Here is a 14,058-nt window from a genome sequence, read left to right as displayed (position 1 = left end):
TATGCATAGAATTATACTGTTTTTCTTATTTCTGCTCCTGAGCCAGGTGCAGGTGCTGGCACAGGTAGAGCTAAGCAGCTTTTCAGCGACAGGCCGTGGCGGTGTTATGAACACGTTTGTGTCCGATTACCAGGCCATTGGCGTGAATCCATCTAACCTTGCCAGAGGCTCCAACTTGGTGGCATTTACGGTGTTTGAGGGTGGTGCCGCGGTGAGTTCAAAAACCTTTACCAGGCAAACCTTACGACAATTCCTGAACATCTCGGATGCGCAGAGTATTTCTATGGCCGACCGGCAGCAGTTTGCCAGAGCTTTTGCAAGCAACAACGTGCTGAACATTGGTGCCGATCTGAACACATTTGCCATTTCAGCTAACCTGGGCCATTTGGGTAGCTTTGCTTTCAGTAACCGGCAGCGTATGCTGGGCAATGTGGCCTTCAATAAAAACTTTGCAGAGTTGGCTTTTCTGGGCGACGATGCCCCTATTTACGACGAAGTAAATTCAGGCGATATAGTGTATGTGTCTGATGTGTTTGATGGTACTGCCATAAAAGCATCGTGGCTGAACGAGTGGAACCTGGCCTATGGGCGCAAACTGCTGGAGTTGCCCCTGCTCGATTTGTATGCCGGTGTTGGCTATAAGTACCTGCAAGGCATGGCCATTTATGAGTTCAGCGCCCTTGATGGTAACGTAAAAGCCTATAACGCCGCTGCTCCTGTACTGGATATCGATTACAGCGAGTACATCAACAGCCCTGGTTTTAATTATAAAGGAACAGGAGGCTTGTTGCGCCCGGTAGGGCATGGGCATGGTTTCGACCTGGGCATTTCAGCTGAAATAAATAAAATGGTGAAGGCCGCTCTCTCTGTGACCGATATCGGAAAAATAACCTGGAACGAAAACCTGCTCCAAGGCCAGGACAATGGTTTCAGGCTACCACCAAGAGGAGACAGAAACAACGACGATTACTGGGATGAGTTTATAGACATTGCCCAGAACGTAGTCGACAGCGCTTTTACATTTACTCCTGTAGATCAGATACAAACCAGCCTGCCCACTCGCCTGCGCGCAGGTGTTGGTATGCAGTTAGGAAAAAGAGTAGAAGTCGGGCTGGATTTTGTGGCACCCTTAAACAAAGCGCCAGGTAATTTGGCATCGAGCTTTGTAGGGCTGGGCGTAGATTTTATGCCGGTTCGGTTTATCCGCTTAAGTTCGGGCCTCTCTACAGGTGCCGGCGAAAAATTTAACCTGCCGCTGGGTTTCTCTGTAGTTACACCGGTTTATGAGTTCGGTATTGCCACTCGCGATATTGTAGCCCCCTTCTCCGAAAATAATCCGGGCGCTTCGTTTGCCATGGGCTTTCTGCGGTTTAAGATCGGCAAAGCCGTAAGGTAAGCTTGGTTAAGCCCTATAGCAGATTTAGAATTCCCAATTATTCTAATGGAATACCCCTTCCAAAGGTTTTGAGGCTCCTTAGCATCCAAGGGTAAAAACTATTTGATGATTACCAGATGTCTCACCTCTTGTTTATGATCCTTTATAAACAGGAGGTGAGACACACCAGTTACTTCCTGAAATCTTATTGAACAAACTCCTTTTGCGCTCACATAGCTGTGTCAGCGCTTTTTTGTTATATAACAGGTGTTAGTTGTGCCACTATATGAAAAGAGAATGCAGACAATTACGCATGAAAGAATGTTCCATGGTTTTAATTTTTATTTGGACTTATTCTAAATAAGTCTACATTTGCAGATGTATTTGGTACAGCTGTACCTGGTACTGTTAAAAAATAGAGCTACACAGCGCCAACTGTGTAGCTCAACCCAGCTTTCGCCGGGTACTTTCGAGAAAAAGTATATGCAAGTTAACAAAATTTTGCTGTTGGGCATACTCTGTGCCCTTAGCTTATTAGCGCACGCCCAACAGGGTGCATCAGGTACTATTGCCGGAAAGGTGACTTACCCAACAGGTGAGCCATTTGCAGGCGCAACCATTCGCGTTGCCGGAACTACTACAGGCGCTGTTACCGATCCAGAGGGAGCTTATGCCTTGTCGGTGCCTGCCGGTACTCCCATTACCATTCATGTTACGGCAGTAGGGCAGGTAGCGCAGCAAAAGGAAGTTACCCTGAAAAACGGCCAGCAGCTTCGCCTCGATTTCGAACTGAAAGAAAATGCCCATCTCATTAAAGGCGTAACGGTTGTAGGCAAAACCGAAATAAACCAGATCAGGGAGCAGGCCTATAACGTTACCGCCATCGATGCCACCAAACTCCACAACTCTACCCTCGACCTAAGCCACGCCCTCGATAAAGTAGCCGGTGTGCGGGTGCGCGAAACAGGAGGTGTCGGTTCCAGCATGAATTTCTCGCTGAACGGCTTTACGGGCAGGCAGGTAAAGTTTTTTCTGGATGGCGTGCCCATGGATAACTTTGGCTCCTCGTTTCAGCTGAACAACATACCGGTAAACCTGGCCGAGCGCATTGAGGTGTACAAAGGCGTGGTGCCGATTTGGCTCGGTTCTGATGCCTTGGGAGGCGCTGTAAATATTGTAACCAGCAGTGCTCCCCGCTCTTACCTCGATGCTTCCTACTCCTTCGGTTCTTTCAACACACACCGGTCGGTGCTAAATGCTGGTTATGTTGCGAACTCAGGCTTCACGCTGCAGGTTAACGCTTTTCAGAACTACTCCGACAACAACTACTGGGTAGATGTAGATGTGGCAGACATCAACACCGGTAAATATTACCCGAACCAGCGGGTAAGGAGATTCCACAACACTTACCACAACGAAACAGTTATAGCCAAGGTGGGAGTGGTCGGAAAGCCTTACGCCGATAAACTTTTTCTGGGTGTAACCCTGGGGCAGAACTACTCCGAAATTCAGACAGGAGCCCGCCTGGTAAGTGTGTTCGGCGACTGGCACAGAAAAGGCAACATTGTAATGCCCACGCTGCAGTACCAGAAGCGTAACCTGCTCACCAAAGGCCTCGATGTAACATTAAATGCCAACTACAACCTTGGAACAGAGCAGAACATAGACACGGTGTACCGCCGTTACAACTGGTTCGGAGACTATAAACAGTACGAAGGTGCCGGTAGCGAGCGCTCCAGGTCTATGTACAAATACAGCAACAACAACGGCCTGCTGACCGCAAACCTGAACTACCAGCTCGGCCAAAAGCAGACCCTGTCGCTGAACCACGTGTACAACACCTTCGACCGGAAAGGCAGCGATGAGCTTTACCCGGAAAACAACAGCTACGAGCAACCCAGAAAGAGCCTTAAAAACATTACCGGCTTTGGCTATAAGTTCGACTATAACGAGCGCTGGAGTTCAACTGCTTTTGTAAAACACTAAGCCCAGACCAACAGGTACAGCCAGTCTGTTAACCCGAGTGGCAACTGGGGCGATGTAGCCTACCTGGAGCAGGAAAACAAGTTCAGCAAGTTGGGGTATGGTGCTGCCTCTACCTATTACATAACGCCCAACGTTCAGGTAAAAGCCTCTTACGAAAAAAGCTACCGTCTGCCCGAAACCGAGGAACTGTACGGCGACCTGATAAACCTGCAGGGTAACATCGCTCTCGACCCGGAAACCAGCCATAACTATAACCTGGGCATCAGCTACGAAACAAACCCGGGCACGGTGCACCAGTTCAGCCTGGCCGGTAACATGATGTACCGCGATGCCCGTGACTTTATAAGGGCCAGGCTGAACAACAACCAAACCATGCAGGTAATGGATAACCTCTTTAACGTAACCAATGCCGGCGTTGATGGCGAGATCAGGTACTTCTACAAAAAGCTGCTTTCTGCAGGCGTAAACTTTACTTACCAGAACCTGCGCAACAACACCCACTACGATGAGGACCAGGCAACCGAGAGCGTGGTGTACCGCGACCGCATACCGAACATGCCTTTTCTTTTTGGCAACGCGGACCTGTCACTTTTCCTGCGCGACCTCCTGAAGAAAGGCAACCATCTGACCTTAGGCTACAACCTGCTTTATGTGCACGCTTTCTACCTGTACTGGCCCAGCCTTGGCTCCGACAAGCTCGATATTCCGAGGCAGCTCTCGCACGACCTGAACTTTACTTATGCCCTGGGTGGCGGCAAATACAACCTGACCCTGGAATGCAGAAACCTGGCAAACGCCAAGCTCTACGACAACTTTAGTCTGCAGAAGCCGGGCAGAAGCTTTGCCGTGAAGCTAAGATATTTCATGAATCGCTAATCAGTTAATCCATCTTACATAAACCAATTTTATAAACGTGAAAAATAACAAAATTTTACTTGCTGCTTACCTGTTCCTGAGCATGTTGTTCACCACCTCTTGTAACGAAGACGATCCCATTCCGGCTGTAGAAGAAACCACCGGCACGACCAAATACATCATCACCTCTACGCCCACTGCCTCCGAAGGAGTAGCCGACTACCTGCTCACCACCGACGACCTGACAACCGGCACTATAAGCACAGTGGGCAATGGCATAGAGCAGGATGGTACTTATCGCTACTATGTTACAAACAAAAACAGGTTCTTCAGCTTGTTGTACGGGCAGGGCAACCCGGGAGCTGTAACCACCTACGAACTGAACGGGCAAGGCAAACTCACCAAACTGTCTAACTTCCAGTCAGAAGCAGTGCAGGCTTTTGCAGCCGTAAACGACGACATCCTGATGATGAAAATACCTCGCAGCGGAGACGAAAACGCATCGTGGTACCGGGTAAACGCAGAGCAGATGCAAATAGTAGGCGAAGGCAAAGTAAACATCGTGAAGCTGGCTGGCAACGGAGAACGGGCACACTTTACGTGGCTTACACAGGTTGGCGACAAAGTATACGCCCCCTACATGAGCATAAAAGGCTGCTGCAGCGATGCCTTCGGAACGCAATACCCTGATAGCAGCTGGGTAGCCGTGTTCTCTTACCCCGACATGGCCCTCGAAAAAGTTATAAAAGATGATCGCATCAGCTTTGTTGGTCGCTATTTTACCAATGGCCTTGTAGCCGATGAGAAAGGCGATGCTTATGCTTTTTCATCATCGGTGGCGACCAGCAGCGGCAACTATACTTCTTCTAAGCCATCGGCGGTACTCAAAATTAACAAAGGACAAACGGAGTTTGACCAAATTTATTACTTTGACCTGGAGCAGGCTTCCGGCGGCTATCACATAACGGCCCAGAACTATGCTGGCAACGGTAAATTTATCCTGATGATGTCTGATGTGAAAAATGCCTACGGTGTAGGAAAACGATTTGCCGTGGCCGATGTGTATGCCAAAACATTTACCTGGGTGCAGGGAGCACCAGAGGCTACTGCTATTACAGATGTAACCACCAACAACCTGGTAGTGGAAGATGGTATTGCCTACATTGGTATTACCACCGCCGAAGGCAGTTATGTGTATAAGTTCGATGCCGGTGCTGCCACTGCCACACAAGGTATAAAAGTGGACGGTGGCAAAATTACAGCCATCAGCAAGCTCAGCTACTAACCTCCTGTACCGTTTTCAGGAAGAGGCTCTAAAAGCTAATCCCGGATAGGCCACCAGTATACTTATAAATTAATACACGCCATGGCGAAGCAACAGAAAAAAACCTCCCGCTCCTTGTTTTACCGCATCTCGGCCTGGCTGCACCTTTGGCTGGGGCTTATTTCGGGTATTGTGGTGGTGGTGGTGAGCCTAACGGCTGCTGCCCTTAGCTTTGAACACGAACTGCGGGTATGGCTGCAGCCCTACCAAACAGTAGCAGACACCGGAAAAGAGTTTCTGCCGCCTTCTGTGCTAAGCCAGGCAGTAAAAGATAAATACGGGTTTCCGTCGGTTTACGCGGTTAGTTACCAGGGCAGAACCCGCAGCGCCATTGTGCCCTACTACGCCAACCGGAAAGATTACCAGGTGGTGTATGTAAACCCCTACACGGCCGAAGTGCTGCACAACCAGCACCTGAACGACGATTTTTTCCGGATTATGCTCATGGGCCATTACCAGCTATGGCTGCCCCGCAACATCGGCAAGCCCGTGGTAGCCTACAGTACCCTTATTTTTGTAATTACCTTGGTAACCGGGCTTGTATTATGGTGGCCTAAAAAGTGGACTTCTGCTACCAGAAACCGTAGCTTCTTCCTGAATTTTAAAGCCAGCCTGAAGCGAATAAATTACGACCTGCACAATGTGCTCGGGTTTTATGCCCTGCTGGTGGCCCTGGTGCTGGGTTTAACCGGCATGGTCTATGGCATGAAATGGTTCTCCGACACCGTGTACTGGGTTGGCTCCGGCGGCCAGACGCTTACCCTGGAAAGGCCTGTGTCAGACACCACACTACTAGCCCAAGGTGCAGGAGCCGAAGAAGACGTACTGTTTACCCAGCTGCAGCGACGGCAAGTAGATTTGCAGGCAAATAATGTAAGCATCACATATCCGTTTAGTAAGGCGGGTGCCTGGGGAGTAGAAGTAAATCCGAAACCGGGCACTCGTTTTCTGGCGCAAACAGATTATTACGAGCAGCATTCGCTAAAGAAGTTGCACACCAAACCTCCTTTTCCGCATGGCAACGGAGGCGACAAACTCATGCAACTGAATTACGATCTCCATGTAGGCTCTATTGGTGGAATCTGGACAAAAATTATCGCTTTCCTGGCTTGTATTATTTCAGGAAGCCTGCCTATTACCGGTTTCATTGTCTGGTGGGGCAAAAAGAAAAAAGGAAAATTAAGGGGGAAGAAGGAAAGAATGCCTGAAAACCGGGAATTGGTAACTGCCGATGCGGCTGCTCCGGCGAAACGCCGGGTCAGAAAAGTAGTTCGCTCCTAATCTTTAAAAGGGCACAAGTATCTAGGCATAAGATGTTAGACTTTTTTCCCTTCTATCAAAATTAAAGAAATCAAACGTTGGATTCCGGAATTTGTGACGCTGTCTATATCTGAATAGGACTTTTGGCCTGTATTGATTCAAATAAATTCCATTCTCTTACATGAATTAATTAAATTCAAAATACAATTAATATGAAACTACTAAAATGCACTTTTTTACTTTGCGGTTTATTGTTGCTACATACTACCGCTACGGCGCATGCCCTCTGGATAGAAACAGCCGGTGCAGGCAAAGCCGGGCAACCGCACCAGGTAAAAATATTTTATGGTGAATTTGAGCACGGCACTCTTGAGACTGTTTCGGAATGGTATGCCGATGTGCGTACGTTTAAGCTTTGGCTTACTGACCCGGACGGAAAGCAGCAGGAGGTAGAGGTGTGGGCGGCAGAGAATCATTTTGTCGCATCGTTTACGCCTGCCTCAGAGGGCCAGTACCGCCTGCACGTAAACCACTTGACCGGCGAAGTAGCAGGAACCACGGTATACGAATTTAACAGCTCGGCCCTTGTAATGGTCGGCAATAAAGCATCGGTAGCACCAGAACCGCCAATTAGGAAAGACCTGTTGCTGACCCTGCCAGCCGGGCAGCAGCCTCGCCGGAACAAGCTCGTTACTTTGCAGGTGCACAACCAGGAGCAGGCAGCAAAAGAGGTGCGTGTTAATGTTATGGCGCCTGCTGGCTGGCAAAAGCAAATTGTAACCAGCTCGCAAGGGCAGGCCACATTTACACCTGAGTGGAGCGGCAACTACCTGTTAGAGGCACAACACAAAGAGGAAGCAGAAGGGGAGATAGGAGGCAAACCCTACAAGGCCATCTATAAAATAGCTACGCGACACCTGGAAGTTAAATAAAGTCTCGCTTACTATCATTTATTTCTAAGTCAAAAGAGCGTCTGCCTCCAATGTCGGGCAGACGCTCTTTTGATTTATTGGCCGGTGGTAGTGCCTAGGCCGACACTGTCGGTGCCAGTGCCGGTGGCGTTCGTGCTGAGTGTGTCGGAGGTGCCGGTGCCAGGCATGTCGCCTGTTATGTCTGCTCCCGTTTCGCGGGTTTCGCCCTCTAGCGATTCTGGTGGCATGCTTGCATTTTCGCCAGAATCTCCTCCTGTACCTCCACACGATGCCAGGCTAAGCGAGGATCCTATAAACAGTGAAGCTAATATCAGTTTTAGTTTATTTTTCATAGTATTTCTTTTTAAGTTGATGCGGCACATGATACAGGCTGTGCGGCAATTTTAATTATCATTATACGCAAGTTGCCCGATAGGTTCTAAAAGAGACGCAGTGTGTGAGGGTATGGAGCAATGAAAAATCAAATTATTCGAATCAAAATGCCCTCCAGAAGCTTTTTGCTCCTTTAGAGGCCAAGGGTAAGTAGACGCGGAGACAGGCTTAGTTCTTTGGCTGGAAAGGCTGCCTCACAAACGACACCTGCCCCATGGCGTCTTTCTCGTAACGGGCCAGGCAATGTTCCTGGTAGGCAGCTGCTATGTTTTCTTCGCCTGGAGTTACCTGTTGAGGAACCGGAGAACCTTGCCTGAAAAAATAAACTTTGGTGTTGCCGTATTTAGTGTGTGGCATAAAGTCGCCATACTGCTGCATTTCCTGCCACAGCGTGTCGGTTACTGTTATGGCATATACACGCACAATAGGACCTGTATTGTTCTCGTTTCGGTACATAGCTATTTCCTTGAAATCACCCTCCAAATCCTGCGGACCGGGCTGTGAGAAAGAATCGAAAATGAACCAGATGATTAGGGCTGCAGCGATCAGGATAAGAATCGTTTTTATTTTCATAAGGGAAATCTAACGTTTGATAAGGATGAGGCTGTCGGGTTTGGAACCAGAGCAAAACTAGCCAGATTGCCTCTGGAAGGCTCTTTTCATTAGAATAATTTGTTGCTGATCTGACTATCAGGGCTTGGGCGCCTTTGTTTAAGTTTTCTTGATTTTAGTAATGAGGTCAGTAGCATATAAACGGCCGAAGGAATACCCACCCAGACCAGTTCACTTTTAATAACCCGCCAGCCCCACTCGCTAAAGAAGTTGCCAACTCCAATTGGCGAAACTTGGATTGGCCGCCAGGGCAGAAAATAACGGGTATTATTGAAGGGTGCAAATACGGCAACCCCTAAGCCTCCATTGGTTAAGGCATCGAGCAAAATATGGGAAGCCGTGCAGAGCGAGAAAAAGAGGATAAGCAGTAAACCCTTTTGGCTAGTGAGTTTAATATTCCTGTAAAAGATAGCTGTTATGATGATGCCCAACAGCAAAGCAAACACCAACGAGTGAGAAAAGCCTCTGTGGCCCAGTGCATGTTCATAAGGTACTCCCAGCTTAAACATCACCACATCCGCATCCGGAACAATAGCACACACGATGCCCAGAAACCAGAATTTAGCAGAGGTAAGCCTGCCGGAATATGCTTTACCAATGGCGACTGCCGCCAGAGCATGCGCAAACGCTGATGCCATCCTTTTTTTGAAGTGAAGATACGGATAAAGTCGTACTTGTGGAAGCAGCAGTAGCTGTGAGTGGTGGTTCACGCGAGTTACAAACTCGCTTTTATTGGCAGGTCACGGAAGTAACTTCCGCGCCAGTATAAATGTTATAATTATACCAAATCGCACAAACCTCTTTCCATAACTGCATCTATTTTTCTGTCATCTTGGAAAGATCTTGTGGGAGAGAGCCACAAATGACCGCGAAAAGAGATGAGCAAATGCTATGGAAGTGCCTTTATGCTATTTGGTATTATACTACCCCTTCATCAGCTTCTCCAGAATATCCTGTGCGGCTACCGAAATAATAGTGCCCGGGCCGAACACGCCAGCTACTCCGGCATCGTAGAGGAACTGGTAATCCTGGGCCGGAATCACACCGCCTACTATCACCATAATGTCTTCGCGGGCCAGTTTGCGGAGTTCTTCTATCAGTTGTGGCACCAGTGTTTTATGCCCAGCCGCTAACGACGATACCCCCACCACGTGCACATCGTTTTCGGCGGCTTGCATGGCTACTTCGGCAGGTGTCTGGAACAGTGGGCCAATATCTACATCGAAGCCGAGGTCGGCAAAGGAGGTGGCAATTATTTTGGAACCACGGTCGTGGCCGTCCTGGCCCATTTTGGCCACCATCATGCGGGGGCGGCGACCTTCCTGTGCATCAAATTTGTCTGCCAGCGCTTTTGCACGGGCAAAGTTCTCATCGTCGGAGAGTTCTGCTGCGTAAACTCCTGAAATAGATCGTATCACGGCTTTATGTCTTCCATATACTTTTTCCAAGGCATCCGATATCTCGCCTAAGGTAGCGCGGTGGCGGGCAGCTTCTACTGCCAGTGCCAGCAAATTGCCAGAACCAGTCTGAGCAGCAGCCGTTAAGGCTGCCAGAGCCTTTTGCACTGCCTCCTGGTTTCGAGTTTCCTTTACCTGTGCCAGCCGCTGCAACTGCGATTCACGCACCGCAGTGTTATCAATATCCAGAATATCGATTTCCTGTACTGATTCCGGGCGATACTTGTTCACACCCACTATTACATCCTTACCCGAATCGATACGGGCTTGCTTTCGGGCTGCTGCTTCCTCTATTCGCATCTTGGGTAAGCCTATTTCAATGGCTTTGGCCATGCCGCCAAGTTCCTCTACTTCCTCTATCAGAGCCCAAGCTTTATTAGCCAGCTCATGCGTCAACGATTCAACATAATAAGAGCCACCCCAGGGGTCTACTACTTTGGTAATATTGGTTTCTTCCTGCAGGTACAGCTGCGTGTTGCGGGCAATGCGGGCCGAAAAATCGGTTGGTAGAGCAATGGCCTCATCCAGCGCATTGGTGTGCAGGCTTTGGGTACCACCTAAGGCAGCAGCCAGCGCCTCCACGCAAGTGCGGGTTATGTTGTTAAACGGGTCCTGCTCCGTCAGGCTCCAGCCAGAGGTCTGGCAATGGGTACGCAAAGCCAGCGATTTCGGGTTTTTAGGATGAAATGGTGTTAGGAGTTTGGCCCAGAGCATCCGGCCAGCGCGCAGTTTGGCGATTTCCATAAAATGGTTCATGCCGATAGCCCAGAAAAAGGAGAGGCGCGGTGCAAAATCGTCGATGCTCATGCCTGCCTTTAGGCCAGTGCGCACATATTCCAGCCCATCGGCCAGGGTGTAGGCCAGTTCTATGTCGGCGGTGGCACCGGCTTCCTGCATGTGGTAGCCCGAAATAGAGATAGAGTTGAAACGTGGCATGTGCTGAGAGGTAAACTCAAAAATGTCTGCAATAATCTTCATGCTTGGCTCCGGCGGGTAAATGTAGGTGTTGCGCACCATAAACTCTTTCAGAATATCGTTCTGGATGGTGCCGCTCAGTTGCTCCGGCTTTACACCCTGCTCCTCAGCTGCTACTATATAAAAAGCCATAACCGGCAGCACGGCCCCATTCATGGTCATCGAAACCGACATCTGGTCCAGCGGAATCTGGTCGAACAGAATCTTCATGTCTTCCACCGAATCAATAGCCACACCGGCCTTGCCCACATCGCCGACCACGCGCGGGTGGTCTGAATCGTAGCCACGGTGCGTGGCCAGGTCGAAGGCGACCGAAAGCCCTTTTTGCCCGCCAGCCAGGTTGCGCCGGTAAAACGCATTAGACTCCTCGGCTGTAGAGAAACCGGCATACTGCCGAATGGTCCAGGGTTTTTGTACATACATGGTGCTGTAGGGTCCGCGCAGGTACGGTGGCAGACCGGCTCCAAAATCGAGGTGCTCCAGCTCCTGTACGTCTTCAATTGTGTAAAAACTCTTCAGTTCCAGCTGCTCTGCCGTTTGCCAGGTAGCAGCTGGCAAAGGAGCCTTGGGCCCGTGTGTGGCAGCCGCTACTTGCTGTAAATCTATGGTAGAAAAGTCTGGTTTCATGTAGTGAATATTGATTGAATGAATGAGTAAATGAGTGAAAGAATTTTTGATCTTGAAATGATCCGTTTATCTGAAGGCCTGCACTAAAGAATGATTGAATAATTATTAATTTTTTATGGTTGAGCTAAGACAGAGTAAAAAAACATTCACTCATTCAAAATTTCAGAAGCATACACTCATTCAAAATTCAGGAAAGAAGCCGCTTGTGCAGCAGGTCCAGAATAGTGGCCGTGTCGCAGTCTTCGAACAGGAACTCGTCGAGGCCGTTTGCCACCAGGTCTTCTTTCATGTGCTCGGGGTCATCGGCCATAATTACGATGGGTTTGGCTTTGTGCGCTTTAAACGTAGGACCAAACTCGCGGGCATAAGCTGCCTCCGCACACGATATAACCACAACTTCTGCCTCGGCCTGCTGCAATTTTTCTGAAGCTGCTTCTACGGTTGCGTAAGGCTGCAGCTCTGTTTCGAAGCCGGCACAACGCAGAAACTCCTGCGCGAAAGTAGCTCCTGACCGGCGCTGTACCGACTCCCCGATAATAGCCACAATGGCTTTGGGGCGCCGCTTGCGCTTACGCAGGTGCAGCTCGGTAGCCATGCGCATCACTTCGGTAGGGTAGGCAGCCCGTGTGGTATCGAAATCAACGCTTTGTATAAGCTGTTCCGGGTCAAAGTTTATATTCTCTTTCGAGTTAACGTATTTGTTTGTGCCCACCAGTACCTGTTTGCCTATAGCCAATGCACTAAATTTTTTGCGGCTGACCTCTGTGATCGATCTCAGGATAAAGCCATGTTCGTAGGCAGCCTTAAAACCGCCCAGTGCCTCCACTTCCTGAAACAGGTTCCAGGCTTTAGAAGCCAGTTCGTGGGTGAGCGACTCCAGGTAATAAGAGCCGGCAGCAGGATCTATGGTCTGGTGCAGGTAAGCTTCCTCCTTCAGAATAATAGAAATATTACGGGCAATGCGCTCCGAAAACTCGTCTGATTGTTTAAAGGTGGAGTCGAAGGGGAGCACCGTGAGCGAATCGCAACCTGCCAGTACGGCGGCCATGGCTTCTGTGGTGGCGCGCAGCACGTTGCTGTAAGGGTCGAGGGTGGTTTGGTGCCAGCTGGAGCTGGAGGCATGTAGACGCAGTTTTGCAGCAAGCGCAGGTTCAGCTTTGTAAGCCTCTACCACAGCAGCCCACAGCAGCCGCACCACACGCAGCTTCACCACCTCAAAAAAGTAGTTCGTGCCCGAGGCCAGGTGCAATTGCATGTTGTGCAGCACCGATTCAAGCGTTTCGCCAGCTGTTGTCAGGTTATCGATATACTCTACGGCAGCACTCAGGGTATAGGCGATCTCCTGTACTGTGGAGGCTCCGATGCTGCTGAAGCGGGTGCCGTTTACCGTAATGCCGTACAGCTCGCTGCTGTCTTTGGTTAGCTCCAGGGTTTTGGTAAGCTGTTTTAATTCGGTTTTGCCCAGGGTGCCGCTCTGGGTAAGCGGGTCGTAGTCTAAAAAGCCCTGCAGGTTGCGATGCGAAATTTTCTGCTGACTCAGGTGTGCGTAGAGTCGCTCCAGAAACAGGTGCGGAGAATCGTGCAGCGTATAAGAAACAGTATGCTTGCACAAATCAATGGTCCGGACGAGGTAGGGCACGTCGAACTCCTGGTGGTCTTTTAGAATGAAATGAATCCCATCTGCTCCTTTCGTCAGGGCGTTTGCTGCCTTATCGATGGCGGCTGTACCGTTGCCTGTTGCCTTTACCTGCTGAATAGTGAGCCAGTTATTGTTCCCGGTTTTCCGTCCGCGCAGAAACGGGAAATCGCCGGGCCGCTGCCCCACAAAAGGCAGCTGCCGGGTATCTTCGCTCGTAAAGTAAGGCTTTAGGCTGATGCTCTCGGAGGTATGCCAGGTCAGGTTCTCCAGCGGCGTGTCGCGGAGGTCCTGCTGTGCTTTTTCGGCCCAGGCAGCCACAGGAGCAGGATTGAACTCCTTAAAAAGGTGTTTTAATCGCGGGCTATCATCCATCTTCTGGTTCGGTCTATTTTTATGTAAAGATAACGTATTATACCGTACGACAGAAAAACCAAGGAGAGGGGTTATAGGTTTGAAATTTTGGAAGATTTAGCTACTCGCAAAGTAAATCTGTAACATGCATGTCATCTTTTACAATCTGTGAACAGGCAAACCCTTGGCGGTAAAAGTGTCTAAAAGCCTTCGGAAGGCCATTTTCATTAGAATAATTTCTGAATAACAGATAAGAGCAAGTTCTCTATTGATGCAGGTAACAGCCTGCTTTA

General features: G+C 49.4%; 10 protein-coding genes and 1 pseudogene. 6 read left to right on the top strand and 5 right to left on the bottom strand.

The window, feature by feature from the left end; all coding sequences use genetic code 11:
• The first annotated feature begins 1 nt into the window (after position 1).
• The 6 genes and pseudogenes from FVR03_RS03325 (at position 2) to FVR03_RS03305 (ending at position 7,732) form a co-directional block, all read left to right on the top strand.
• Positions 2-1,396 carry a DUF5723 family protein gene (locus FVR03_RS03325; protein WP_147920348.1) on the top strand — a complete coding sequence of 465 codons (1,395 nt, stop codon included), beginning with the start codon at positions 2-4 and terminating at the stop codon, positions 1,394-1,396.
• Between the two features lie 462 nt (positions 1,397-1,858).
• Positions 1,859-3,361 (top strand): TonB-dependent receptor plug domain-containing protein, encoded by a 1,503-nt coding sequence (locus FVR03_RS24895; protein WP_255474040.1) that lies wholly within the window; start codon positions 1,859-1,861, stop codon positions 3,359-3,361.
• Positions 3,362-3,415: 54 nt separating this feature from the next.
• Positions 3,416-4,237 (top strand): annotated as a pseudogene (locus tag FVR03_RS24890) (TonB-dependent receptor domain-containing protein); the annotation flags it as partial.
• A gap of 37 nt (positions 4,238-4,274) precedes the next feature.
• Positions 4,275-5,501 (top strand): DUF4374 domain-containing protein, encoded by a 1,227-nt coding sequence (locus tag FVR03_RS03315; RefSeq protein WP_255474039.1) that lies wholly within the window; start codon positions 4,275-4,277, stop codon positions 5,499-5,501.
• 81 nt (positions 5,502-5,582) lie between these two features.
• The gene (locus tag FVR03_RS03310) at positions 5,583-6,821 is read left to right on the top strand and encodes a PepSY-associated TM helix domain-containing protein (protein ID WP_147920347.1); all 1,239 of its coding nucleotides are present in this window, start codon (positions 5,583-5,585) and stop codon (positions 6,819-6,821) included.
• A 191-nt stretch (positions 6,822-7,012) separates the two neighbouring features.
• Positions 7,013-7,732, top strand: a complete 720-nt coding sequence (locus FVR03_RS03305; RefSeq protein ID WP_147920346.1) for a DUF4198 domain-containing protein — start codon at positions 7,013-7,015, stop codon at positions 7,730-7,732.
• A gap of 74 nt (positions 7,733-7,806) precedes the next feature.
• Here FVR03_RS03305 and FVR03_RS03300 read toward each other — a convergent pair whose 3' ends face one another.
• From FVR03_RS03300 to FVR03_RS03280, 5 genes are all read right to left on the bottom strand, one after another.
• Positions 7,807-8,064 (bottom strand): hypothetical protein, encoded by a 258-nt coding sequence (locus tag FVR03_RS03300; RefSeq protein ID WP_147920345.1) that lies wholly within the window; start codon positions 8,062-8,064, stop codon positions 7,807-7,809.
• Between the two features lie 208 nt (positions 8,065-8,272).
• On the bottom strand, positions 8,273-8,677 hold the full coding sequence (locus FVR03_RS03295; RefSeq protein WP_147920344.1) for a hypothetical protein: 405 nt from the start codon (positions 8,675-8,677) through the stop codon (positions 8,273-8,275).
• Between the two features lie 89 nt (positions 8,678-8,766).
• On the bottom strand, positions 8,767-9,354 hold the full coding sequence (locus FVR03_RS03290) for a metal-dependent hydrolase (protein WP_147920343.1): 588 nt from the start codon (positions 9,352-9,354) through the stop codon (positions 8,767-8,769).
• A 285-nt stretch (positions 9,355-9,639) separates the two neighbouring features.
• A complete protein-coding gene (gene scpA / locus FVR03_RS03285; RefSeq protein ID WP_147920342.1) occupies positions 9,640-11,775 on the bottom strand; it encodes a methylmalonyl-CoA mutase in 2,136 nt (711 codons plus the stop codon).
• Positions 11,776-11,962: 187 nt separating this feature from the next.
• Positions 11,963-13,786 carry a methylmalonyl-CoA mutase family protein gene (locus tag FVR03_RS03280; RefSeq protein ID WP_147920341.1) on the bottom strand — a complete coding sequence of 608 codons (1,824 nt, stop codon included), beginning with the start codon at positions 13,784-13,786 and terminating at the stop codon, positions 11,963-11,965.
• Positions 13,787-14,058 lie beyond the last annotated feature (272 nt).

This window comes from Pontibacter qinzhouensis, assembly GCF_008017455.1.
Lineage (GTDB): Bacteria > Bacteroidota > Bacteroidia > Cytophagales > Hymenobacteraceae > Pontibacter > Pontibacter qinzhouensis.
Note: the sequence above shows the minus strand (reverse complement) of the source record. Positions and strands in the feature narration are given on the sequence as shown.

Coding starts and splice junctions, on each gene's coding strand:
- scpA (WP_147920342.1), bottom strand. CDS start 11,775: ATGAAACCAGACTTTTCTACCATAGATTTACAGCAAGTAGCGGCTGCC.
- FVR03_RS03305 (WP_147920346.1), top strand. CDS start 7,013: ATGAAACTACTAAAATGCACTTTTTTACTTTGCGGTTTATTGTTGCTA.
- FVR03_RS03325 (WP_147920348.1), top strand. CDS start 2: ATGCATAGAATTATACTGTTTTTCTTATTTCTGCTCCTGAGCCAGGTG.
- FVR03_RS03310 (WP_147920347.1), top strand. CDS start 5,583: ATGGCGAAGCAACAGAAAAAAACCTCCCGCTCCTTGTTTTACCGCATC.
- FVR03_RS03290 (WP_147920343.1), bottom strand. CDS start 9,354: ATGGCATCAGCGTTTGCGCATGCTCTGGCGGCAGTCGCCATTGGTAAA.
- FVR03_RS03300 (WP_147920345.1), bottom strand. CDS start 8,064: ATGAAAAATAAACTAAAACTGATATTAGCTTCACTGTTTATAGGATCC.
- FVR03_RS03295 (WP_147920344.1), bottom strand. CDS start 8,677: ATGAAAATAAAAACGATTCTTATCCTGATCGCTGCAGCCCTAATCATC.
- FVR03_RS24895 (WP_255474040.1), top strand. CDS start 1,859: ATGCAAGTTAACAAAATTTTGCTGTTGGGCATACTCTGTGCCCTTAGC.
- FVR03_RS03280 (WP_147920341.1), bottom strand. CDS start 13,786: ATGGATGATAGCCCGCGATTAAAACACCTTTTTAAGGAGTTCAATCCT.